This window comes from Psychrobacter sp. L7, assembly GCF_002810365.1.
Lineage (GTDB): Bacteria > Pseudomonadota > Gammaproteobacteria > Pseudomonadales > Moraxellaceae > Psychrobacter > Psychrobacter celer.
Genome location: NZ_NEXR01000001.1, coordinates 388048 through 410915 on the forward strand (window position 1 = coordinate 388048; position 22868 = coordinate 410915).

18 protein-coding genes and 3 tRNA genes are annotated in these 22868 nt (G+C 48.6%); 18 read left to right on the forward strand and 3 right to left on the reverse strand.

What is annotated here, in order from left to right; translation table 11 throughout:
• Window positions 1–20: 20 nt before the first annotated feature.
• A complete protein-coding gene (locus tag CAP50_RS01680; RefSeq protein WP_100748808.1) occupies window positions 21–839 on the reverse strand; it encodes a thiazole synthase in 819 nt (272 codons plus the stop codon).
• A 434-nt stretch (window positions 840–1273) separates the two neighbouring features.
• Here CAP50_RS01680 and gspE point away from each other — a divergent pair, with 434 nt between their 5' ends.
• Window positions 1274–2821 carry a type II secretion system ATPase GspE gene (gene gspE / locus CAP50_RS01685; RefSeq protein ID WP_100748809.1) on the forward strand — a complete coding sequence of 516 codons (1548 nt, stop codon included), beginning with the start codon at window positions 1274–1276 and terminating at the stop codon, window positions 2819–2821.
• Window positions 2822–2964: 143 nt separating this feature from the next.
• Here gspE and CAP50_RS01690 read toward each other — a convergent pair whose 3' ends face one another.
• Window positions 2965–3459, reverse strand: coding sequence for a RidA family protein (locus tag CAP50_RS01690; RefSeq protein WP_172953037.1), 495 nt, complete (start codon window positions 3457–3459; stop codon window positions 2965–2967).
• A 41-nt stretch (window positions 3460–3500) separates the two neighbouring features.
• Window positions 3501–4283 (reverse strand): DUF4442 domain-containing protein, encoded by a 783-nt coding sequence (locus CAP50_RS01695; protein WP_100748811.1) that lies wholly within the window; start codon window positions 4281–4283, stop codon window positions 3501–3503.
• A gap of 273 nt (window positions 4284–4556) precedes the next feature.
• Here CAP50_RS01695 and CAP50_RS01700 point away from each other — a divergent pair, with 273 nt between their 5' ends.
• From CAP50_RS01700 to CAP50_RS01785, 17 genes are all read left to right on the forward strand, one after another.
• On the forward strand, window positions 4557–6029 hold the full coding sequence (locus tag CAP50_RS01700; protein ID WP_100748812.1) for an McrB family protein: 1473 nt from the start codon (window positions 4557–4559) through the stop codon (window positions 6027–6029).
• Window positions 6029–7549, forward strand: coding sequence for an McrC family protein (locus tag CAP50_RS01705; RefSeq protein ID WP_100748813.1), 1521 nt, complete (start codon window positions 6029–6031; stop codon window positions 7547–7549). Before CAP50_RS01700 ends, CAP50_RS01705 begins: the two co-directional genes overlap by 1 nt.
• 249 nt (window positions 7550–7798) lie before the next feature.
• Window positions 7799–7875 (forward strand) — tRNA-Pro (locus CAP50_RS01710).
• A 104-nt stretch (window positions 7876–7979) separates the two neighbouring features.
• Window positions 7980–8056 (forward strand) — tRNA-Arg (locus CAP50_RS01715).
• A 38-nt stretch (window positions 8057–8094) separates the two neighbouring features.
• Window positions 8095–8170 (forward strand) — tRNA-His (locus CAP50_RS01720).
• A gap of 402 nt (window positions 8171–8572) precedes the next feature.
• Window positions 8573–9496 (forward strand): AraC family transcriptional regulator, encoded by a 924-nt coding sequence (locus CAP50_RS01725; RefSeq protein WP_100748814.1) that lies wholly within the window; start codon window positions 8573–8575, stop codon window positions 9494–9496.
• Window positions 9497–9734: 238 nt separating this feature from the next.
• A complete protein-coding gene (locus CAP50_RS01730) occupies window positions 9735–10781 on the forward strand; it encodes a hypothetical protein (RefSeq protein ID WP_100748815.1) in 1047 nt (348 codons plus the stop codon).
• A gap of 78 nt (window positions 10782–10859) precedes the next feature.
• Window positions 10860–12062, forward strand: coding sequence for a type II secretion system inner membrane protein GspF (gene gspF, locus CAP50_RS01735; protein ID WP_100748816.1), 1203 nt, complete (start codon window positions 10860–10862; stop codon window positions 12060–12062).
• A gap of 493 nt (window positions 12063–12555) precedes the next feature.
• Window positions 12556–13023 (forward strand): type II secretion system major pseudopilin GspG, encoded by a 468-nt coding sequence (gene gspG, locus CAP50_RS01745; RefSeq protein ID WP_443555085.1) that lies wholly within the window; start codon window positions 12556–12558, stop codon window positions 13021–13023.
• A 434-nt stretch (window positions 13024–13457) separates the two neighbouring features.
• A complete protein-coding gene (locus tag CAP50_RS01750) occupies window positions 13458–13997 on the forward strand; it encodes a protein-disulfide reductase DsbD domain-containing protein (protein WP_100748818.1) in 540 nt (179 codons plus the stop codon).
• 51 nt (window positions 13998–14048) lie between these two features.
• On the forward strand, window positions 14049–16268 hold the full coding sequence (locus tag CAP50_RS01755) for a cytochrome c biogenesis protein CcdA (protein WP_100748819.1): 2220 nt from the start codon (window positions 14049–14051) through the stop codon (window positions 16266–16268).
• 524 nt (window positions 16269–16792) lie between these two features.
• On the forward strand, window positions 16793–18277 hold the full coding sequence (locus CAP50_RS01760) for a phospholipase A (RefSeq protein ID WP_100748820.1): 1485 nt from the start codon (window positions 16793–16795) through the stop codon (window positions 18275–18277).
• 46 nt (window positions 18278–18323) lie between these two features.
• Window positions 18324–19145 carry a ComF family protein gene (locus CAP50_RS01765; RefSeq protein ID WP_241900600.1) on the forward strand — a complete coding sequence of 274 codons (822 nt, stop codon included), beginning with the start codon at window positions 18324–18326 and terminating at the stop codon, window positions 19143–19145.
• Between the two features lie 307 nt (window positions 19146–19452).
• Window positions 19453–20403, forward strand: coding sequence for a pilus assembly FimT family protein (locus tag CAP50_RS12780; RefSeq protein WP_100748821.1), 951 nt, complete (start codon window positions 19453–19455; stop codon window positions 20401–20403).
• The gene (gene pilV, locus CAP50_RS01775; RefSeq protein WP_100748822.1) at window positions 20400–21047 is read left to right on the forward strand and encodes a type IV pilus modification protein PilV; all 648 of its coding nucleotides are present in this window, start codon (window positions 20400–20402) and stop codon (window positions 21045–21047) included. Before CAP50_RS12780 ends, pilV begins: the two co-directional genes overlap by 4 nt.
• On the forward strand, window positions 21048–22007 hold the full coding sequence (locus CAP50_RS01780) for a PilW family protein (RefSeq protein ID WP_100748823.1): 960 nt from the start codon (window positions 21048–21050) through the stop codon (window positions 22005–22007).
• A gap of 20 nt (window positions 22008–22027) precedes the next feature.
• Window positions 22028–22837, forward strand: coding sequence for a pilus assembly PilX family protein (locus tag CAP50_RS01785; RefSeq protein WP_100748968.1), 810 nt, complete (start codon window positions 22028–22030; stop codon window positions 22835–22837).
• Window positions 22838–22868: the final 31 nt, after the last annotated feature.

The window sequence follows — 22868 nt, forward strand, 5'->3', positions numbered from 1 at the left end:
GCTGAGCTACTAGCAAACGTTTACTGAAAAAAGTAGCCTGTCTGCGGCGAGCTGGCGGCTGCCATTTTGCGCATCGGCATACGGCCCGCCAAAAACGCCTCACGCCCAGCCCAGATAGCGTGCTTCATGGCTTGTGCCATCAAGACTGGGTTTTGCGCATTGGCAATGGCAGAGTTCATCAAGACCCCATCGCAGCCAAGCTCCATGGCAATTGCTGCATCCGAGGCAGTGCCGACGCCTGCATCGACCAATACGGGTACGTTGGCGTTTTCGATGATTAGGCTGAGGGTATGGCGATTGAGCAGGCCAAGTCCAGAGCCAATCAAGCTACCGAGCGGCATAATCGCCACGCAGCCCATGCTCTCAAGCTCTTGGGCGACGATAGGATCGTCAGACGTATATACCATCACCTCAAACCCATCCTCTATCAAGACTTTGGCCGCTTTTAACGTTTCCATGACGTTAGGGTAGAGGGTTTTTTCATCGCCCAACACCTCAAGCTTGACTAGATTGTGCCCGCCCAGCAGCTCGCGAGCAAGCTTACAGGTACGAACCGCCGTTTCGGCATCAAAACAACCAGCAGTATTTGGCAAAATAGTGTATTTGTCTGGAGAGATGACGTCGAGCAAATTGGGCTCATCGTTATTTTGCCCAATATTGGTACGGCGAATGGCGACGGTGACAATCTCTGCCTCCGACGCGCTGATGGCCTCACCTGTCTGCGCCATGTCTTTATATTTCCCCGTCCCGACCAATAACCGAGAAGAAAAGGTACGACTACCGACGCTAAAAGTGTCTGATAGTAGCGGCGTGGGAGTGGGGTGGGCGTTTTCTGACATAACTCAAATCCTAATAACGGGCGGCAAGATGACCTAATAAATAGACAGTCAAATATAAAAGGGTGTGTCTTAGTGCAAACGTGCACCGCTTATCAGATAAGTCTTGAACTGATAATAGCGCACTATCGACAAAATAAAAATCCTCTGTGGACTTGGCGCGTTAGATGGCGCAATTGGCACCAAGCGATAGGGGCGCGCGTCTTGCAGATAAACTAATACGCATCTGACACAAAATGCTATTATACCAAACTCATGCAGGTTTACAGGCAGTCTTTTTTGGACTAAGGCGGTGCGCCGCTGAGCCGCGCTATGCTAAGCCGCGCTCTATAATTAAGAGCGCTATGCCATTTTAGAGAGAGTCGATTTTACACATACCTCTGCTGTCATCATATGCTGCTCATACCGCAGTTATTCTTAGTTATCAGGTCGTTCTTATGATGCAATTGCCTTATAGTTTTGCCAAACGCCATCAGGTTTTGGTCATCCTTGCGATAGACCCTGAGCTGCCCGCGACGCTGGTACTGACCAAGGCCACACCGCTATCGGCGATTAATGAAGCGGTGCGGTTTTTGCAGCAGCAGGGCGTGCGCGGCGTGCCAACCTATGACAGTGTCAGCGCCGATGAGTTTGAAAAACGCCTAAACGCCGCTTATGCAGGCAATACGGGCGAGTCACAGCACATTGCTGCAGGACTTGAAGACCATCCGGATCTCGATAGCTTGGCAGATAGCGTGCCTGAGACAGAAGACTTGATGGATCAGCAAGACGACGCCCCCATCATCCGCCTGATCAATGCGCTACTGTCTGAGGCCATCCGTCTCAATGCGTCTGATATTCATATCGAAACCTTTGAAAAACGCTTGGTCGTGCGTTTTCGCGTCGATGGCGAGCTAAAAGAAATCATCAGCCCAAAGCGTCAATTAGCGCCGCTCTTGGTCTCGCGTATCAAAGTGATGGCCAAACTCGATATCGCCGAAAAACGCGTACCACAGGATGGCCGTATCAGCTTGCGTCTAGCAGGGCGTGAAGTCGATGTGCGGGTGTCGACGCTACCCTCTAGTTTTGGCGAGCGGGTGGTGATGCGACTGCTCGATAAGCAAGCAGGCCGCTTAAACATGACCTATCTGGGTTTGTCTGACAGCGACTATAGTGAGCTAAAGCGCCTTATCCATCGCCCGCACGGTATCATCTTGGTGACTGGGCCGACGGGGTCTGGTAAGACCACTACTTTATACTCGGCATTGACTGACCTAAATGATCAGACTCGCAATATCTTGACCGCTGAGGACCCGATAGAGTTTCAGCTCGATGGCATCGGCCAGACGCAGGTGAATAATAAAGTCGATATGACCTTTGCCAAGAGTCTGCGCGCGATGTTACGACAAGATCCAGACGTGGTGATGGTCGGCGAGATTCGCGATTTAGAAACCGCAGAAATTGCTGTACAGGCATCGCTTACCGGACATTTGGTATTATCGACGCTACATACCAACACCGCTATAGGGGCCGTTACCCGCTTACAAGACATGGGGGTTGAGCCTTTCTTATTATCATCATCACTGATAGGGGTCGTCGCCCAGCGTTTGGTGCGCACCTTGTGCCCGCATTGTCATGGCTGGCAAGCTGCAGATAGTGAGCAGGCCAAGCTCTTTACCGAGATTGATCTGACATCGGGGCCATCAGGCGCACAAGCGACAGACACCTTTATCAAACTCCCCAAACCCGTCGGCTGCGACAAATGCAACCAGACAGGCTTTAAAGGTCGTACTGCCATATATGAGGTGGTGCCCATCGATGATACGCTGCGCCGTATGATTCATAGCAACACCGCTGAGTATGAGCTAGAAGCCTACGCCCGCCAAAAAACATCGTCGATTCGCGCTGATGGGCTGCACAAAGTGATAGCAGGTCGGACGACGTTAGAGGAAGTGCTGCGCGTGACCAAAGAAAGCGCGCTAAATGATGAACCGCTTTTAAATTGATAGGGGGTTTATGAGGATGCCTAGCATATAAACGGCACAAAAATAACTGACTATCAAAGCCAGTTATTTGGTCGTGCTCTATCGATAGTGACGGGTATGCAGTGGCACATTGATAGTGAGTACCGCAATAGTGAATACCGCGATTATTTGACAGCGATACATTCAACCTCGACGCTTGCGCCCGCTGCCAACTCTGAGACGCCAAAGGCTGAGCGCACCGGATAAGGCTTGGCCATCGTGGCTTTGTAGACGTCATTAAAGTCAGTAAAGTCATCCATGTCGGTCAGCATCGCCATGCATTTGACCACATCTGACTTTTGGTAGCCATACTTTAGGAGCGTGGCGTGAATGTTGTCTAGCGCTTGCTTGGTTTCGGCTTTGACGCCGCCTTTGACCAGCTTGCCGTCTTTAAAGCCGATCTGGCCTGACATATATAGTGTATCGCCGACCCGCACCGCTTCAGAAAAAGGATAGTTGCCACCTTCTCCCAAAAAGACAGGGCTGGATTTGCTAAGTGTGGCATGTTGGCTGGCATTTGCTGGAGCGGCCGTGGCTGTCATGCTAAGCCCCAACGCGCAGGCGCTGACCAGCAGTACCTTGGATAAAGGGGCTGTCAATGTATGGATAAGTTTGGACATCATTGTCTCCTTGTTGTTGGGTTTTTATTTGATCACGCAATCTATGTGCTTTTGGCCATATCTGTAGTGGCGGCAGACAAATCTTGCGCAGAGGGTGTATCGCTTAGTTGTGAAGCGGGTTGAGCGTCATCGGTCTGGTCGTCACGCGTATCTGCCAATGCTGCGTCAGCGCTTGCTGCTGTTTGCGCATTCGCTTTGCCTTGACGTCTGGCTTCTAGCTCTGATTTGGGTATCCAAGCCCATGTCATCTCGACCACGATAGGGTCGCGCTCGCTATCAGACTCGCGATCATGGATGACGCAAGGGATGACCATCTCACCTTTTGGAGTATTGAGGATGGTCAAGCGCTGCTCATCAGACAAGGTGGCGATAGCAGCGATCTGGCCTTTTTTGATGGGGCGATAAAAATCTACCGAGTAAGATTTAATCAGCAGGACACGGTCCGAGGGCAGGTTTAGACCCAAAATAAACCCCGTGGCTGTTTCGGCCAGCAGGGTGATGGCAACGGCGTGGATAGAGCCGATATGGTTTTGTACGGCTTTGGTGTTGTTTAAGCTGACCGCCACTTGGTTTGGCTCAACCGTCTCATAGTAGACGCCCGTGGTGCCGACATAGGGCACCACTTTACCAAAAGCCTTGGATAAAATACTAGAGCGGGCGCTGGCCGGTAAGTATTTGGTCACTGACAATAGCTTGGTAAATTGGTTACTGACGGGCTTGAGCGTGCTGTTTGGTGGTTCGACTGGCGATCTTGTGCTGTCAGCTACTTTGGCTGGCAATTTATTGGTCAGCTTGGTAGGGAGTTTTTTTAATAATCCTGACATACAAAATTCCTTTATATAGATAGGTTAAAGGTGACATTGCGTATGATGAAACCTCATCAATAACGACGAAGCGCCTATTGGCTGCCAAGTCGTCACCGCTACTATGGTACATTAACCGCGTTCTGCCTACTATTATTAGCATGAACTGCTGCGCTTACAAAATGATAGAAAGGTAACGAGCAGACCGCCCTAACATCGCCATTTTCCTTGTTATAATCAGCCCGCCTATTGCTTGTTTCATGTTTATACACTTTTGCTCTGCTGGATAATGTTATGTCTGATGTCTTGCTCACTCAACCAAACCGCTCTCACCAACCAGTCAATATCATCTACACGGGCGTCGCTGGTACCGGTAAGACTTATCGATTGCTACAAATCGCCCAGCAATATACCGACGATCTGCCCACCGCAGATGATGAGGCGCTATTGGCCCAGCTGTTACAGGACTTGAGCTGGCGCGAGGTGCTATGCTTGATATTTTTGCAGATGCGCAAGTCGCAGCAGGATTTACTAAAAGTACCAGAGATTGTCGCCCATCCTTTTTTTGTGGCAAAGGCGGCCAAAAATGCCCGCGACAAAAACTTAAGCAGCACCGCTTGGTTGGCGCTGCGTCGCCACAGTCCTGCTGACTCGCGGACGGTCAGCTGTGATAACCGCGCTAGTCAAGCGTATTTTGATAAGGATGAGAGCGGTGCGTGGTATTTGCTGCCTGATAGCATCGACTTGCTAGAGGGTTTATCACAGCAGCTAACCGAATTTGAGCACGCGCAGCTCGACAATAGCGCGCGCCAGCAAGCCCTTAGCCAGCAGCGCTTTAGTATGGTGAGCTTTCACCAAGCATACGGCTATGAAGAGTTTGTCGAAGGGATTCGCCCTGTCATGACGCCTGCCAATACCGCCACCAATGCCGCAGGCCTACAGATGCAGTATGGTATTCAGGATGGCGCGTTTTTGTTGTTGTGTCAGCGCGCCGCTCGCGACCCCAAACAGCGCTATGCTATGCTGATCGATGAGATCAACCGTGCCAACGTATCACGAGTCTTTGGTGAGCTGCTAAGCTTAATTGAGCCAGATAAACGCACTGACATGGCCAATGCGATGACGGTAAAGCTGGCGTATTCTGGCCGTACTTTTAGTATTCCGGCCAATGTCGATATTTATGCCACCATGAACACGCAAGACCATTCTTTAGCCCCGCTAGATATGGCGCTGCGCCGGCGCTTCCGATTTGTCGATTGTCCGCCACAGCCTGAGCTGCTACCAAGTATAAAGACAGGCCACAGCGCAGACAGTGCTGAGCCAGCTGCCACGATAGCGCTCGATAAACTACTCCGCGGCCTCAATCAGCGCATCACGCAAACGCTTGGCAGCGAGTCGCAGTTGGGCCATGCGTTTTTATGGGCGATAGAGAGTCTGGAGCACTTACAACGCGCACTGGCCGAGCAAATCATTCCACAATTAGCGCAAGCTGCAGGTGGGCAAGTGGCGGTGCTACAATATATCTTTCAAGATGATGAGCAGCCGCTAGCGATGCAGTTTATACAAGATAGCCAAGCGCTGCTGGCAGGTAGCCGGCCTACACAGACGGCGACGCAAAACGACAGCGCCGCTGGCTATTTGGGTCATGATTCATTTTTTGGTCAGCCGCACTCGGCTCTAGGGGCAGGGGGCTATAGGATAAATGCAGATCTTATAGCAGGCACAGGCGCATTTGCGCAGGCGGCTATCTATCAGCGGTTATACTGATGACTGTGCTCCATAACGATAGCGACCTTCATACCGCTGGTAATTCTGACCTGCTGCGGCCAGCTGTTTCTCAGACAGGCATTATGACAGTGTTTGAGCATCAGCGGCTGACCGCGCGCGACTTTGCGTACGTGACTGATTTTGAGTGGCTACTGGCGCAAGAGTTTGCGGTATTTGGCATCAAGCGCAAGCGGGGCCAGTGGCAGCTTCAGGTGGGTCACTATATCGGTATTGTGCATCTGCCAAGTGGCATGGTGCTCGAGATATTACCCAAACGGATGGCAGCGACAAATACACCGCCTCAGCGTCAGTCGCCATCAGAGCAGCAGCGCGCTATCAGCCGCACTCGGCTTTGGGTGCAGAGGATGCTGGCAGATTTGATCGCCAGCGACGACTCATCACCGCAAACACTGCCAAATAGCAAACACCTTGGGCAATTTAATCGCCACGCCGCACCCTTACCGATCAACGCTTTGCCATTGTCAGATTGGCTCATTCAGCAGTTTTTGCAAGGACTGACGCAGCACCCACCCACCCAGCACTATCAAACGCAGATCGATAACCAAACCTCATTGCAAGGTCGCCTCGTGATAAAAGCGCAACTGCAGCGCAACCTGCTGCAGCCGCATAAGTTCGTGTGTGAGCGTAGTGTGCTCAGCCAAGAGATGCTAGCCAATCGGCTGATCAAAAGTGCTTTAGAGCAACTTAGCCCATTACTACAGACCTCTGTGCGTTTTCGTCGCATTGGTGCTCAGTTGTCGACGACATGGCAGCGGATCTCTGCGCTACATGCTCATGAGCTGACGCAGTTGGCGATAGTCTATCAGCAAGCCAAACGCCAGCTTGCTATGCAACCACTGCATGCGAACGCCATGCAAGGTGCGCAGCAGCTATTAGAGATGGCGTATTGGCTACTGCGCCAGTCGAGTGTCGCTGGGGCAAATGGTATCGCGCCACCTGCAATAAAACAGCAGCCATCATCACTACGTTTGTGCCTACTGCTAGATATGAACCAAGCTTTTGAGCAGTGGGCCAGCTTACGTATTGCCGCACTGTTTCGGCGCGTCAGTACGGGGTATCAGCCGCTGTTTCAGGCGCAGCGGGTCTGGTTAAATGACGAGGAGGGGCGAGCTTGTTTGTCTATCCGCCCTGATTTGTTGATTTATCAAACGCCGCCTGACAATGACAATTCAACTCATACGCATCATACAAAGACGATTACTGACAGGGCAGGTTGCTATAGTCATGTGATCGATATCAAATGGAAAACGCTAGCACATGCTGCTGCTATCAGCCCCAGCGATGCTTATCAATTGGCCAGCTATGCGCAGGCTTATCAAGCGCCGCAGGCTTGGCTGGTGTATCCTGTACAAGATGATACGCAGCAACCAACGATGCTTCGCCAGCTGCCTGTCACAGAAGCGCTCGCCAACAAGGTGCCAGATCATGCCACGCTATGGCTAATACCCTTTAACGTCAACACAGGCACGATAAATAAGGGCGGTGACTTGCTTCCTTGAGAAAATGTAGTATAATGCCCCTGTCGATGAGTAGGTAACATCGATATTAAGGCGTTGATTGTGGCCTTTTTTATAAAAACATGCGTTTTTGCGGTAATTTAATAATTCTTTTAAATTTATCAAAAATAGGTGTTGACACAATCAGATTTACCCCTTAATATGTGCACCTCGATAGCGATGAACATTAACAAGTTAGCGGCTTTGCCAACGACAAGTTACTTAACAAAACTATCGTGAAAATAGAAATATCGGAGTGTGGCGCAGTTTGGTAGCGCATCTGGTTTGGGACCAGAGGGTCGTAGGTTCGAATCCTATCACTCCGACCATCTATTTATTTAAGAGCCTTACAGGCTTTTTTTTATGTATGATGATTGAGTTTATACTACAATAGTATTGTAATCTTAATTAGATATATAAAAAGCCCTTAAGAGCGCCTGTAGCTCAGTTGGATAGAGCACCTGCCTTCTAAGTAGGTGGTCGCAGGTTCGAATCCTGCCAGGCGCGCCATTTAGCCTGCATATCTTGCCTTCCTTGGCCATATTATGGCGGTTGTAGCTCAGTTGGTAGAGCCCCGGGTTGTGATCTCGGTTGTCGTGGGTTCGAGTCCCATCAGTCGCCCCAATTTTTATTTTCCTTTCTTTATATGTCAGCAGCCGCTTTGGCTCCATTGCTGCCCATTTTTCTGTTTCTTTATTAGACTTCTCTGTCGTTACTCTTTATATTTATCCTTTGATGCTCATAAATAATGACACTGGTTTTGGCCGGCGTTTTTTTGTGCCTGGGTGTTTATACCGCGATCTGATGCTTGGCGCTCATATTTGTCATTCTATCGTTTGATTTAAGTGCCATTTGCCAAACACATAAGTGCGGACAGTATTGGCGCGCCTCGAGTTTGGTCTATGTGTCTAACGTATGTATATTTTTAACCAGAGTCCACGAGCGGATATTTGACTTGTGTCATCTCTATGAGATAGTTTATTTTGCTAGGTTTGGACACTGCTCATAATCACTGAGGAACGACAGATGGACGCTCTAAGCGTATTGCTACAAAATGTGCATTTGTTTGAAACCAAATACTATCGGCTAAATTGCGTGGGTAATTGGTCTTATTCATTGACGAGAAAAGACACAATTTTATTTTACTTGGTGATGTCTGGCAGTTTTTGTATCGATGTTGGCAATGATCGACGAGAGGTACAGGCAGGCGATATTATCATGATTCCCAATACCCATCAGCACACAAGCTATGCGCTAGCGTATGATGGTGATGCCGCCCAGCCGCTAGATGAGATGCTCAATAGCTGCAAAGCGCAGACGCTAGATGTCAAAGGTGAGGGCGAGTCTAATTCGTCTCTGATTTTGATTGAGTGTCAGTATGACAAAGAGATGATACGGCCTTTATTGTCTGTCCTGCCATCGATTTTGCCCGAAATCAATGAAGAGTCTGATGGTAGGTTTGAGGTCATCGATGTGGAGATTAAGCTGCTAACCTTGGAGGCTGAGCGCGAGCGTATGGGTAAGACTGCGGTCATCAATCACTGGGCGAGTATCATGATGATTGAGTGTTTGCGCGTCTATATCGAAAGCCTGCCTGAAGCCACTGAGAATTGGCTAAAGGCTATGAAAGACCCATTTTTGACCAAAGCCTTGGCCGCCATGCATGAAGCCCCAAGCAAAAGCTGGACGATACATAAGCTGGCAGAGGTCGCGGGGATGTCGCGCTCAAGCTTTGCGCAGCGCTTTAAAGACACAGTCGGTATGCCGCCGCTCACGTATCTGATTGATTATCGCTTGCGCTTGGCAGCGCGCTATTTGCGGTTGCAACAAAACAGCATCAGCCGTATCAGTGAGCTGGTCGGCTATGCGTCGGACTCAACCTTTAGCCAAGCATTCAAGCGCGTTTACGGCGTCTCACCCAAAGCCTATCGCCAGCAGTATCACGGCTAGCGCATGACGTGATGCCGCGTTTATCTGGCTAGGTATTTTGTTTAGTCTAGGTGTTTTGAGCCGCGTGCGGCGGTGGGTATTTTGCTGATGGACGGCTGACAATACGTCGATGTTCAGGTACTATGGAATATTGAGTCATCTAGACGCCAGTGCTTGTGACAAGCGTGATATATTTCCTTATAAAGCAGGCATATAGTCAGATCTAGATGATGTTTCATTTTGCTGCAGATGGTATGTTATGACTGAACCAACCGCAAAGCCAAACGCCCAAGCCGGTAGCCAATCCGCTATCGAAGCCAATGGCAACAAACCAAGTAATGCGCCTCAAGGCACCGTTAGTGATGCGCAATATCCCATGACAGACGCTCAAACGGATGACAGCGCTGTGGCCTTTGATAAAGCGGCACTGTTGGCCTTGTTTACGGTTGATAGCGCTGCGGACACGACGACGGCGCATATAGCCACATCACAGGCGCAAGCTGATGCTTCTGCCGATAAGGACAGCGTTGCCGCCCAGCGTCTGGCCTTGTACCGTGCCCAGCATGAGCGTACGCGGCTCTTGTATATGGCTCCTGCCAATACCCGTCCGACTTATTTGGTACAAACGCTCAAATCACAGTTTGTAGAATACCAGCAATATTTGCTGGCGCAGCAGCTTGATAAACGCGGGCTGATGGATACCGATGGGCTTGAGCGCCTTTGGCAGCAGCTACATGTGGTCGACGACATCATTGCTGATATCGTCCGCCACATGCCCGCGCAGCAGCCAGCAGGGTGGCAGCTGACCACTCAAGATGGCCGTAACCCGCTGTGCTTTGCCACGATCGGTAGGCTCAAAAATACCAAACCTATCTTTGATCAAGGCAGCCTCAATAGCTATGTGCTTGGACACTTTGGGGTGAGTAGTTTTACTTACGATAGAGGCTATTATATCGGCCATGTAGTCGGCTATTTGTTTAGTTGTTATTTTTGTGCGCATCTGTCCATTAGCTATAGCGTCACGGCGCTTGCGCCCGAGGTGGTGGCGGATTATGACTACGCCAGTTTAGAGACACCGCATATGGTGCGGCTGCTACAAGGGCTAGACGGCTATTGCAAAAAACGCATTTATCAATTGGCTGTCATCTGTGCACGGCTGAGCGTGTTTGCCAGTGATAAACGCATCGAGAGAATGCTGATCGCTGAGGTCAATGACTTTGATAAAAAGCTCCAACAGCAGCATTTAGATGTCTTGCTCCTCCAAGGGCTGATGCCGGACAGCAACGACTCCACGCCACTGTTTTAGGCGACAAAGCCATGCCCTAAGGTTTTGAGCGCTGTTTTATCATTCACTCTCTTTGATCTTCTTAGGATATCTGCTGCTATGCCAGCCTATCATTTTAAAGCGCTTGATGAGCGCGGCAGTATGCAAAAAGGCCTGCTCGAGGGCGATTCGGCGCGGCAGATACGCCAGCAGCTGCGTGATAAGCAGTGGACGCCCGTGGAAGTCAGTGCGGTCAATGACAGACAAGCTAAGCATAAAAACCGCTATAAAAAGCCCTCCGCTTATGAGCTGGCGCTCTTAACCCGTCAGCTGTCTGTCTTGCTGGCAGCAGGTATTCCATTAGAAGAAACCCTAGCCGCCGTCGCCAAACAATCACCAAAGACGCATATCAAATCTTTGATGCTCGCTGTGCGCTCTCATGTGTTAGAAGGCTTGAGTCTTGCGCGCGCACTACAGCAAGCAGCCAGCTTTCCGCCGCTATATATCGCCACCATTGCCGCAGGAGAAAAGTCAGGTCATCTGGATTTGATCCTCAACCAATTGGCAGATTACACCGAAAACCGCTTTGCTTTACAAAAGAAAATCCAAGGGGCAATGGTCTACCCGATTGTGCTGATGGTGATGGCGGTCGGAGTAATCATGGGCTTGATGAGTTTTGTGGTGCCAAAAATCGTCAAGGTCTTTGAGCAATCAGAGCAAGCGCTACCGCTGATCACCCAGATCGTACTCACACTGTCCAATTTTATCACTCAGTGGTGGTGGCTGATGCTGTTGGTATTGGCCGCGCTGGCCTTTTTGTGTTATCGGTTTGCCCAAACGCAAGCGGGCAAGCTGGCCATTGACAGTCTGGTACTCAAGCTACCGATAATGGCGCGCTTGTCTAAGGGACTCAATGCCGCGCGCTTTGCCAGTACTTTGGCGATATTGGTGCGCTCAGGGGTGCCGCTGATTGAAGCCCTACATATCGGTGCGGCGGTGACGACCAACTTACATATCAAACAAACCATTGTGAGCGCAGCCGATCGAGTCACAGAAGGTGCTAGCCTCTCTACGCAGTTAGAAAAATCCTCCTATTTTCCGCCGATGATGGTGCAGATGATCAAAAGCGGCGAAAACTCAGGCGAGCTGGAAAACATGCTCAGTCGAGCGGCCGACATGCAAGAGGCCGAAGCCACCAACTTTATCAGTACATTATTGTCATTACTTGAGCCTTTGATGCTGGTGTTAATGGGCGTGGTGGTGATGATTATCGTCATGGCAGTGATGCTGCCGATTGTCAATATGAATGATTTGGCCGGTTAAACGCTATGTAACTTAGGGTGAATCGACGATATAGACTTTGTTTTGAGCGGACTGTATGGGCGATTAGATAACGGTGAGCCGTGGGTCTATCTTGCTTAAACTTGCGCCAGCTTACTTAAGCTTTACTTACTGTTGTACATTGTTGACTGCGAGCCGGATAAACTTCTGCCAACCCCCGTAGTAAGCTATAGTAACCAGCGTCAGTATCTCTAAAACCTGCCCGCTGGTTTATAAAACCAAAAAAGATACAAAGCCAAAAAACATAAATTCATAAGACAAGTCACCTGGCGGCGCTGGATAAAAATAAAATCATGGTCTATAGTGACCATGGTGCCTATATCGATAGATAATGGCGAATAAATCAAATCAGGTAACCATGCGCCAAGTAGCGCCAAGCATTAAACGCCATTTAAGCACCCTGATAACTGACACAACTGCGATGATAAAAGTGATGATAATGACTGATAAAACCCCAGCCGCCCCCCGAGCACAGATGACGATGGACAATACAGGTAGCAGCCCGATAAATACCACTCATGCGAAGCTGAGTGGTCAGTCCGGTTTTACCTTGATCGAGATTATGGTGGTGATTGTCATTTTGGCCATCCTAGCAGGCCTTGTGGTACCCAAAGTGGTGGGACAAAGCGACAGAGCCCGTATCAAAACCACTGAAACCGCACTGGCTACTGTCTCAAACGCGCTTGATATGTATAAAGTGGACAACTCGCGTTATCCTACCACCGCGCAGGGACTAGAGGCGCTGATCACGCCGCCAAGCGACGCGAAAAACTATCCCGAAGGCGGCTATATCAAAGGTGGCTATCCGACAGATGGCTGGGAAAATGAGATGCAGTATGTCGCTCCAGGCAGCGAAGGCCGTCCTTATGACTTGTTTTCATTAGGAGCCGACGGCCAGCAGGGCGGTGAAGGGCAAGATGCGGATATTTACGCGCAGCTATAGTCCACAATAGCAAGGCAAGTAATGTATTGCGGCGCAGGGTAAAGGCAGTCCAAAATGACATCGACATGCCGATATTATCCGTGCTACTGCTATCAATTTATTTGCGAGCTGTGCTCCTAGAGGTTACGAAAAACTCATTCCAGTAACACTGTACCAGTTTTAGAGAGAAGCAAGCTCAAGCTTTGCAGTTTTTTATAATGATTAGATATCAACCAATAACAGCTTATTGGTTGATATTTTTTATTAGTGACACAAGTTATGATTTTTGTTAACCACTCTTTATTGAGTGCGTTTTGCTATAGACTGTCTCGGTATATATATTAATATTATAATTATTTTTAATGTATGTTGCGCTGTATGAGCGGCCTCGCTGCTTTGAGCATGATTTAATCTGCGTTATCAAGTTTGACATCAGTTATTAAGAGGTATCATTTATGGGTATATCGACATCTACGACAAAACACCAGTCAGCCAGCGTGCGTGCGGCGGCCATCATTTTTGCTAGTAGCTCACTGATAGCAGCGGGAACCATAAGCACTCAGGCAGCCAGCCTTAGCGGTTTATTTAACAGCAGCAATAACGGGTCGTCAAAGTTTTTATCAGTTGAGCAAGCGTTTAGCGTGGATAGCAGCAGCAAGGGCACCAAAAAAGGCACGCAGCTGTCGATTACGTTTGATATCACCCCTGAACATTATGTTTATAAAAACCAGCTGAAACTGCGCTTTCCTAAAGGCATCAATGCCACGCCATTTACCTTTAACCAAAAGCCTGTGACCATTGATGATCCGACCTTTGGCAAGGTGCCTGTATTTACTCAAAAAAGTGTCACCGCTACCACCACCTTAACCACTGCCAATGGCAAGGGCGCAAAAAACGTCCCTGTGGTGATTCATTGGCAGGGCTGTGCTGAGGCAGGACTATGCTATCCACCAGAGAAGATCACCACCAAAGTTGATATCGCAGTGCCACGCTAAGCCGTTGCTGACATTTTGATTCGATTCTGAGTAATAAATAGGTAGCCTTTCATGCCCGCACATATAGCAACACAGCCGCCGACCACGACTACCCGCGAAACCATCGCTCCTAAACAAGCCAAGCATGCGCCCCATTACAGTGTAAAAAACCGCCCTTATCTATCGGCACTTGTGCTAAGTGCCAGCGCTCTGCTAGCAGGGCTAAGCGCGCCGATGCCCGCGCACGCAGCAGGATTGGGCGATTTGTTTGGTGGTAGCAGTGACAGTCGTGCACAAAAAAAGTTTTTATCCGTTGATGAGGCTTTTGATGTCAGCAGTAGCAGCAGCCCTGCCAAAGCTGGCACGCGCTTGTCGATCAATTTTGATATCACCCCTGAGCACTATATTTATAAAAATCAGCTCAAGCTGACACTGCCTGATGGGGTAAAGGCCGCGCCGTTTACCTTTAATCAGCAGCCCGTTTCTATCGACGATCCGACCTTTGGCCGTGTACCAGTGTTCGATCAGGCCAATGTAGTGGCGAGCACCACGCTGAGTACGACAGATGGCAAGCCTCTAGACAATGCTGCTATTACGATTGGCTGGCAAGGCTGCGCCAAAGCAGGACTGTGCTATCCACCAGAAAAGATAAAAACCACAGTCAGTATCGCCGCTGCACCCTCCCAGAGCCGCGCCAATAATGCATCAGCGACTGGCCAAGGCGCGACAGCTAAAAGCACTGCGGCCAATGCTGACGCTTATACCGTAGATACTGACGCTCGAGATGAGGCGACTATCAGTGAGCCGCTAACCACATCATCGGCTACTGCGTCGCCAGAGAGTGCTGGCGGCCTTGCTGGTGGGCAGATGGATGATGAAGTCGTCGATTATGATTTGATAGAAGATGTGTCATTGGAGGGTGAGATTGCCGGTGCAGCTGCGCCCATAGCAGACACCCAGCAGTCTTCTGATCGCGCCCCAAGTAGTAGTGAGACTGCCGCTATCGGAATGATGGATAGCGACCCTTTTGGTCTAGCGTCTCATCCATGGCTGGCATTGGCATTGCTGTTTTTAGCAGGTTTGGGCTTGGCCTTGACGCCTTGCGTCCTGCCTATGCTACCCATTGTGGCCAATATCGTCGCCCGTGAAGACAATCCCACGGTCAAACGCGGTGTGCTTTTGACAGGCAGCTACGCCATTGGGGTAGCCACTGCTTATGGGATTTTAGGTGCGGTGATTGCGGTGTTTGGTGAGTCTTTGGGCATCATCGGCTGGCTACAAAACCCGATTATCTTAATCAGCTTTGCCATTGTGTTTGTACTTTTGGCGTTATATATGCTGGGTGTTTTTAATATTCGTTTGCCCAATGCCATCAGTAGTAAGATGCAGCGCTTGAGTCAAGCAGGAGATAGCAAGCTTGGTAGTGCGGGCGGTAGCCTAATCGCTGGTTTTTTATCTGCGCTGGTGGTGTCGCCCTGTGTCTCAGCACCGTTATTTGGCGCGCTGCTGGCGGTGTCCACCATTGGCAGCCCGCTGCTTGGGTTTGTCGCTTTATTTATGCTGGGTTTTGGTCTGTCCGCGCCGCTGATCCTAATCGGTGCCACTCAAGGCAAAATCATGCCCAAAGCTGGCGCGTGGATGAACTGGGTCAAGCAAGGCTTTGCGTTGCTGCTTTTTGCTGTGGCGCTGCTGCTGATTGAGCGCGTCTTTATCTCGCCTGTCATGCTGGTCGTATGGGCGCTTTGGTTTATGGTACTGTCGACATGGGCATGGAGCTGGCTTGGTAAAGGTCGTATCTTAACCCAAGCGCTGGGCTTAATCGCTGGAATTTGGGCGGCTTGTCTGATGGTGGGTGCCGCTTTGGGTAACGACGACAGTCTGCATCCGCTGGCCTCTCTAAGCGCCGCGCCTATGATGATGACATCTGCAAACGGCGTATCAGGTGCGAGCAATAGCGCCAATGACGCGCACATCACTACCCTTGCCGAGCTAGATGCTATTTTGGCTGACAATCCGAAAGTCATTGTCGATCTGACAGCAGAGTGGTGTGTTGAGTGCCGTATTATGGACAAAAACCTATTTCACAATCGTCCCGCTCAGATGCAAGACTGGCTGCTGGTCAGACTCGATATCACAGAGACGACAGAGGACTCAAAAGCCATCTTAGCGCGTTATCAACTATTTGGGCCGCCAGCATTGCTCTATTATCAAGACGGGCAGTTGGTCAATCAGCAAGTAGGGGAAATCGGGCGTTCGGTATTTGAGCAGACTTTAGAGGCGCTCAATCGCTAATCATCTACATGGATGAATAATAGCTGAAAGGGTGAATGTCTCACCTTCAAACACCCGCCTGATGTAACAGCTAATGCTGTATATTTTGCCAATCAAAAGCCAAGCGCCTACTATGTTAGGCGCTTGGCTTTTTTGGTAAGGTGTCTTGGGATTGGCAGGGTGACCGACTAACTATTTGCTTTTATAGGTATTAAATATCTTTGTCTGTTTATCTTGTTTGTTTATACAGGCATGGTGCTTGATATCATGGTAACCTCTATTGTCTCTCGCTAGTCAAAGTAAGCTCATACGGAGCTTTGTCTTTTTGTGTTTGTTATTATCTGTATTTGCGGTAAGGATAACGCTAGTATAGTGTCTATCTTTTCATTACAATAAAGCAACAATGCTGAAGGGGCTAGGCGAATTGTCAGCACGGCCCTCGATGTTCATTAATGAATGGTTTTTATATTAGCGCTGATGCTAATGGTATATTCATTATCTAAAATACTCTACTGACCTTATTATTGGTCAGATAAAGGACACCTATGTTTGCCCATATCATTACTCAACGTCAATTACCGCAAGCCTGTGCCACAAGCCAGCCATCTGATGGCTTATCACTCAACTGTCGTCAAAGTAGCCATCGCCATCTGCGTGTTGCAATCGCGGCGGCTTTGAGCTTGACGGCCTTACAAGCTCACGCTGCGATGGACGAGCAAACTTATCGGGAGCTGCCAGTTCCAGACGCGGCGTTTGAGTATGAGGATTATGAGGTGCCGCACAGCGAGGCCGATACTGAGCAACCAGCGAGCGCAGAGGCAGGTAAGCAAAACCGTAAAGTGGTCAGTAAAGAATTTATCGCCAAACAAGCAGAACTGTTTGCTGAATGTACCGAGGTACAGCTGGCGACCGCGCGTTTGGCTTGTTTTGATAAAGTGGCAGAGCAAGGCAAAACGCCGAGCTATACCACCACCAAACAGCCTGTGGACTTAGCCAAAACCTTTCAAAGCACACTGTCAGGCAACCCGCAAGTGGTGTTTGTAGAAGAAAGCTCTACCATCACAACCGATAGCAGCAGCGCCGTCGCTGCCGAGCTGCCCCAACAAGCGGCATCTTTTCCTGAGACGCAGAGTCTAGACACGGTGGGGTTGACCCAGCGAGAAGCCAAAGTACTCGAAAGTGTCGGTGTCAAGCAAACAGACATCGAAAAGTACACCCCGCTGAGCCTATCTTATGACTTGGATAAAAACAGTGAGCGCGGTACTTGGACCGTCAGACCTTATCGTCCAACCTACGTACTGCCGCTATTTTATACCTTTGACCCTAACTTGGGGCCAAGCACCCCTTCACAAGACACCGAGCCTTTTACGTCCAATGACGTCCGTGAGACGGAGCTGAAGTTTCAGCTGTCGTTAAAGACCAAAGTGGCAGAGGACTTGTTTGATAGTAGTGCTGATTTATGGTTTGGCTATACCCAAGAGTCGCACTGGCAGGTATATAACGAAGATAACTCTCGACCGTTTCGCGCCACCGACTATCAGCCTGAAATATTTTTGACCCAGCCTGTGACCGCTGACTTACCCTTTGGCGGCCGTCTACGTATGCTAGGTGCAGGTGCCATTCATCACTCTAATGGCCAAGATGATCCGTTATCGCGTTCGTGGAACCGCGCGTATCTGATGGCAGGGGCTGAATGGGGTAAGTTGTCGGTCGTGCCGCGGCTCTGGGCGCGCGTCAATAACGAAAGCAGCAGCAGCGAAGACAACCCTGATATCGAAGACTACATGGGCTATGGTGATATCAAATTCTTATACGACTTGCCAGATCAGCAAAGCCTAAGCGGCACGTTGCGCTATAACCCCAGCACCAACAAAGGCGCGGCGCAGATCGACTACATTTATCCACTGACCGAAAACGTCAATGGCTATGTACAGCTGTTCCAAGGCTATGGCGAGTCTATCATCGACTATAACCACGAAAACACCTCCATCGGTTTTGGTATCGTCTTAAATGATTGGAAGGGGTTTTAAGGCCTTATCGGCGTCGACGGTCTTTGACTGCTAAGGAGTACAAGCAATGCGCCGACTGGCTCCTTATCAAACTGGACTATGGCTGGCAGAGTATGTAGATATACGCTGCCAGCTATGCCGCGTATATCGCAGCACCGCACCATCCCAGCTGCTGTCTTCTCATCTATCCCCAGCCACTCCTCCGATTGCTGATTCAATGCTTACCGATATTTACCGTGGTAAGGTTGCTCGGTATATCCATCGTCACTTGAGTCGCGGTCTGCTCTGTGCTCATTGCCATCATGGTATTACGTGGCTACCCAAACCATTTAGAGTCGATATCGCAGCTGGCAGCGCCTTGAGCATTCATGCGTCTACTTTTTATGACTATCCTATTCGGCAAGCCATTCGCGCTTTCAAGCATGACGAAGACATGAGCAAACTGCCACTGCTGCTCCATGCGATTCGTCAACTACCACGGCCACATGGCTGCCATCACGATAATGCTGTCATCGTCGCGATGCCAACCACCCCTCAACGTCTGGTAAAACGTGGCTTTGATCCGGTCAGTATCTTAGCCGCGCAGCTGTCTAAGCATTGGCAGATACCGCTATGGCAAGGTGTCCGGCGTATCGATCACACCGTCAGCCAGCAAGGCCTGACACGCGCTGAGCGCCTCAGTAATCTCAATAATGCTTTTGTGCTGACCGAAACCCCGCCAGTTAAACGTTTACTGCTGTTCGATGATGTCGCAACCACAGGCGCGAGCCTACAAGCGCTGGGTCGCGCTTTGTATAAGCCAGCTACCAATACCGCCTCTGCGTCCTCATTGCCGACCAACCGCTACCACCTATCTGCCTATGCACTCGCTCATGGGAGTCAGCAGTAAGCTTGCTGGCTTGCGACTTCGATTTGATATACACTAAATAATTCTGGAATGTTTCTGTAACGATGATATGAGTAACTGATAAGATAAGAGACCGTATCGCTAGACTTGGTAAATCTATTAGATCAGCAATGAGCATAGACTTGAGTAATAGTAAATGGTACAAAAATTGCAGGTATATAGTTCAAGCATATTAAACAACTTTTTAAGATGCCTTTATAAAGATTAAATTTCCTTAAGCGGTTAAATACGCTATTTTTTGATAAAAATCACGTCAGTTTTTGACAGTAACCAAGAATAGGATAGCGACATGCATAATTCTACGGTAAAGATATCACAAGCCAGATTTATAGCTTGCTTAGGGTTCACATTAGTTGAGCTAATGGTGACGATCGTGGTCTTAGGTATTGTTGCAAGCATTGCTGCTCCTAGTATAAGTAAACAGTTAGCAAATCAGCGAGTAAAATCAACAACCACTACTTTAGTAAATGTTTTAAAAGGGGCTAGAGCTGAAAGTAGTATTAATAAAATACCCGTAACCGTTAGCTATATTAATGGAAATAAGTCAAACAATATGATCAATGTTGAGGTTCCTTATTCAGGCCCGTTAGTATCTTTAACAGTAACAAGACCTAAAGACTGGACAAGCTTTTTTATTAATTCAGCATGGGCGTTAGGTCCGCCACCGACAGATCCAGATAGTGGCGGGAACGGAACTGGGAGCGGAAACGGGAACGGAACTGGAAACGGGAACGGAACTGGAAACGGGAACGGGAACGGGAACGGRAACGGGAACGGAAACGGAAACGGAAACGGGAACGGGAACGGGAACGGGAACGGGAACGGGAACGGGAACGGGAACGGGAACGGAACTGGAGACGGGAGCGGAACTGGAGACGGGAACGGAACTGGAGACGGGAGCGGAACTGGAGACGGGAGCGGAACTGGAGACGGGAGCGGAACTGGAGACGGGAGCGGAACTGGAGACGGGAGCGGAACTGGAGATGGGAGCGGAACTGGAGACGGGAGCGGAACTGGAAACCCTACAGAATCAAACTTAGTAATTATTGCGACTTATCCATATGATGCGAAGAGTATTGTAAAGTCTTCAGCGAATAAGATAACTTTTAGGCCTAATAAAACAGTAAGTACCGGGGTCACATATACTATTTGTGATAGTAACAAATCTGCCACCTCTAGACAGGTAGTTGTTAGTAGCGTAGGACTAATCAGTAGCAAGCTAGGAGGGGTTTGTGAATGAGAGTTAATAATAGGCAGTCAGGTATCGGGCTAGTAGAGGTATTGGTTGCTGTATTACTGTTGTCTGTTGCAGTATTGGGTTTTAGTGCTTTACAAATGCGTGCAGTCAGTGCCACAGATGAGAGTCTTATACGCACAAAGTCTTTGACTATAATACGTAACTTAGCTGAGGTTATGCGTGCCTATCCTGAAGCATATGTGACAGGTAGTGGCAGCAGCTTTGCCAAAGCAGTAGCTAGTGATAACAACGCAGTACCAACTGTACAAGCGGTGGTTAGTAGTAATGCAACGGATAGCGTTACGATCGATAGTCAAGTCGTGAGTATTGTAGGAACAGATAGCTGTCTATCTACCACCACTAAAACCCTAGAAGGTAAAGAGATCGCCCAGCAGTCCTGTGATATCAATCAGTTGGCAGCACGTGATGCTTTAATAGTTAAAAAAATGGCAAAAGATCAAGATCTTAGTGTTAGTATCGTTATGTGCCCAGGTACATCTGCACAAGCCATTCAACAGCAAATGTGTGTTATCACGGCATGGAGTGATACCAAGGCTATCCTTGATGATAATGATAGTAAAGCTTGTGCCTCTGCTAATGGTGTATATAAGACAGGTAGTCACTGTCTTATCTCGGAGGCTTACTAGATGACAAAATACCGTACTGCCCGTTTGTTGTCCAATGCATCTTTAACGAACATGCGTGGTTTCACTCTTATTGAGTTGATGATTGCTTTAGTGCTTGGACTTTTGGTTTCTGCAGCTGTAATGCAGGTCTATTTGATTAATACTCGTACCATCACCATCCAACAAAGCGCTTCTGAGGTACAAGATAGCAGTATTTTCGCTATGCAAGCTATTGAAGAACACGTTCGTCTAGCAAATCTAGGGAACCCTATCAGTTATATCACGGATGCTACTGATCATGGTGGTATTGTATTAACTCAAACTAACTTAGGTACAAATAATACAACCGCCACCAAGTACCTTACATTAAATAGCGCTACTGGTTTATCCAACATCAAAGATAAGCCAAGTGACCAATTAACTATTCAGTATAAGAACATCACTCCATATGATCTATATGATTGTGAAGGTGGAAAAATTGAAGTAGCAGAACAAGATTGGGTCGTTGAGCGTTACTTTGTGCGTCTAGCAACAGGTGCAAGTAATTCAGCTACCACTAAAGACTTGGTATTAGCTTGTACAGCAGGGCGCGTAGATACAGATGGTAATGTGACAGAGGCATTTACTGGCAATGGTGAAGTAGTAGTTGCAGCTATTGATCAATTCAAAATCCTTTTGGGTGTGCAGGCAGCTGTCGATCAGCTGACTTATTTGCCGCCTAGCGTTTATTTAGATATTGATAAGCCAACTAAGGGCGAAAAACCTGCTATTACAAGCGTCAAGCTTGGCATGATCGTACGTAGTAACACACCGCTCATCACTGATACTGATGCAGATGAGTTTACTTTGTTAGGCACAAAGCACGAACTTAAAGCAGATAGCTCGCGTAAAAAATACTATCGACGTAGCTATGAATCGACTATATTGCTACGAAGTGCTCGGATAATGAGCATTGTGGCTACTGTCAATAACACACCATAAAGGAGAGTCAAGTGTCTGATATGCCGAGCTCATATCCTAGCGAGTTGCCAGTTGCCCAACAGGGTGCTGTATTAATCGTGGTATTGTTATTTTTGATGTTAATCATCTTGGTAGGTGTTATTGCGGTCAGACAGAGTACGACAGACTTACGACTGGCCACCAGTGACCAAATAAATACCTTATTATTACAGTCAGCTGATAATGCTCATCAAAATATAGAACAGAGCATCAATGGCAGTAGTAACACAAATATTTATAACGACATGATCTCACGTAGTGGTCCTTTTGGGCACTTCATGTTAAATAGCGATAGTATAGATCATGAGTATATCTTTTGCTTTCGTCCACGGGGGCAATTTTTTGACATCAATAAAGCCTCAATCATTACTCCATCTGGTAGTTTGAATAATAAAGGTTATTGTAATCCAGCTGTGTCTGATGACTACATCAGCGCTCGTAATGCCAGCATGACTCAGGTCAGTGTTGCCCTAACGCCGCCTAGCTCTGAAAACGAGCCTTTTAGAAGTTATACAATCGGTCAAGACAGTAGCGAGATATCTAGTCAAGCTTTTACTTTTGATATCAATAGTACGGCAGTATTACCAGCATATGGTGACACATCGGTAGGTAGCAAAAATTGTTTTGAACAAACAAGCCGCTTACACTCAGTAAATGATACGGCTGATACTATCGGAGGCTGTATGACAAAAGCGGGTGTGCCAAGTACGGTCATCTATGAGATGGCCAATGTCGAAAACCAATCTAAGCGCACTAAATGTGTCAATTTTGGTAAAGGTAGCGGTAAGCTCTGCACATTACCTACTAGTTAGTCCAACCACCATAGTTATGTCTGAGTCAAAT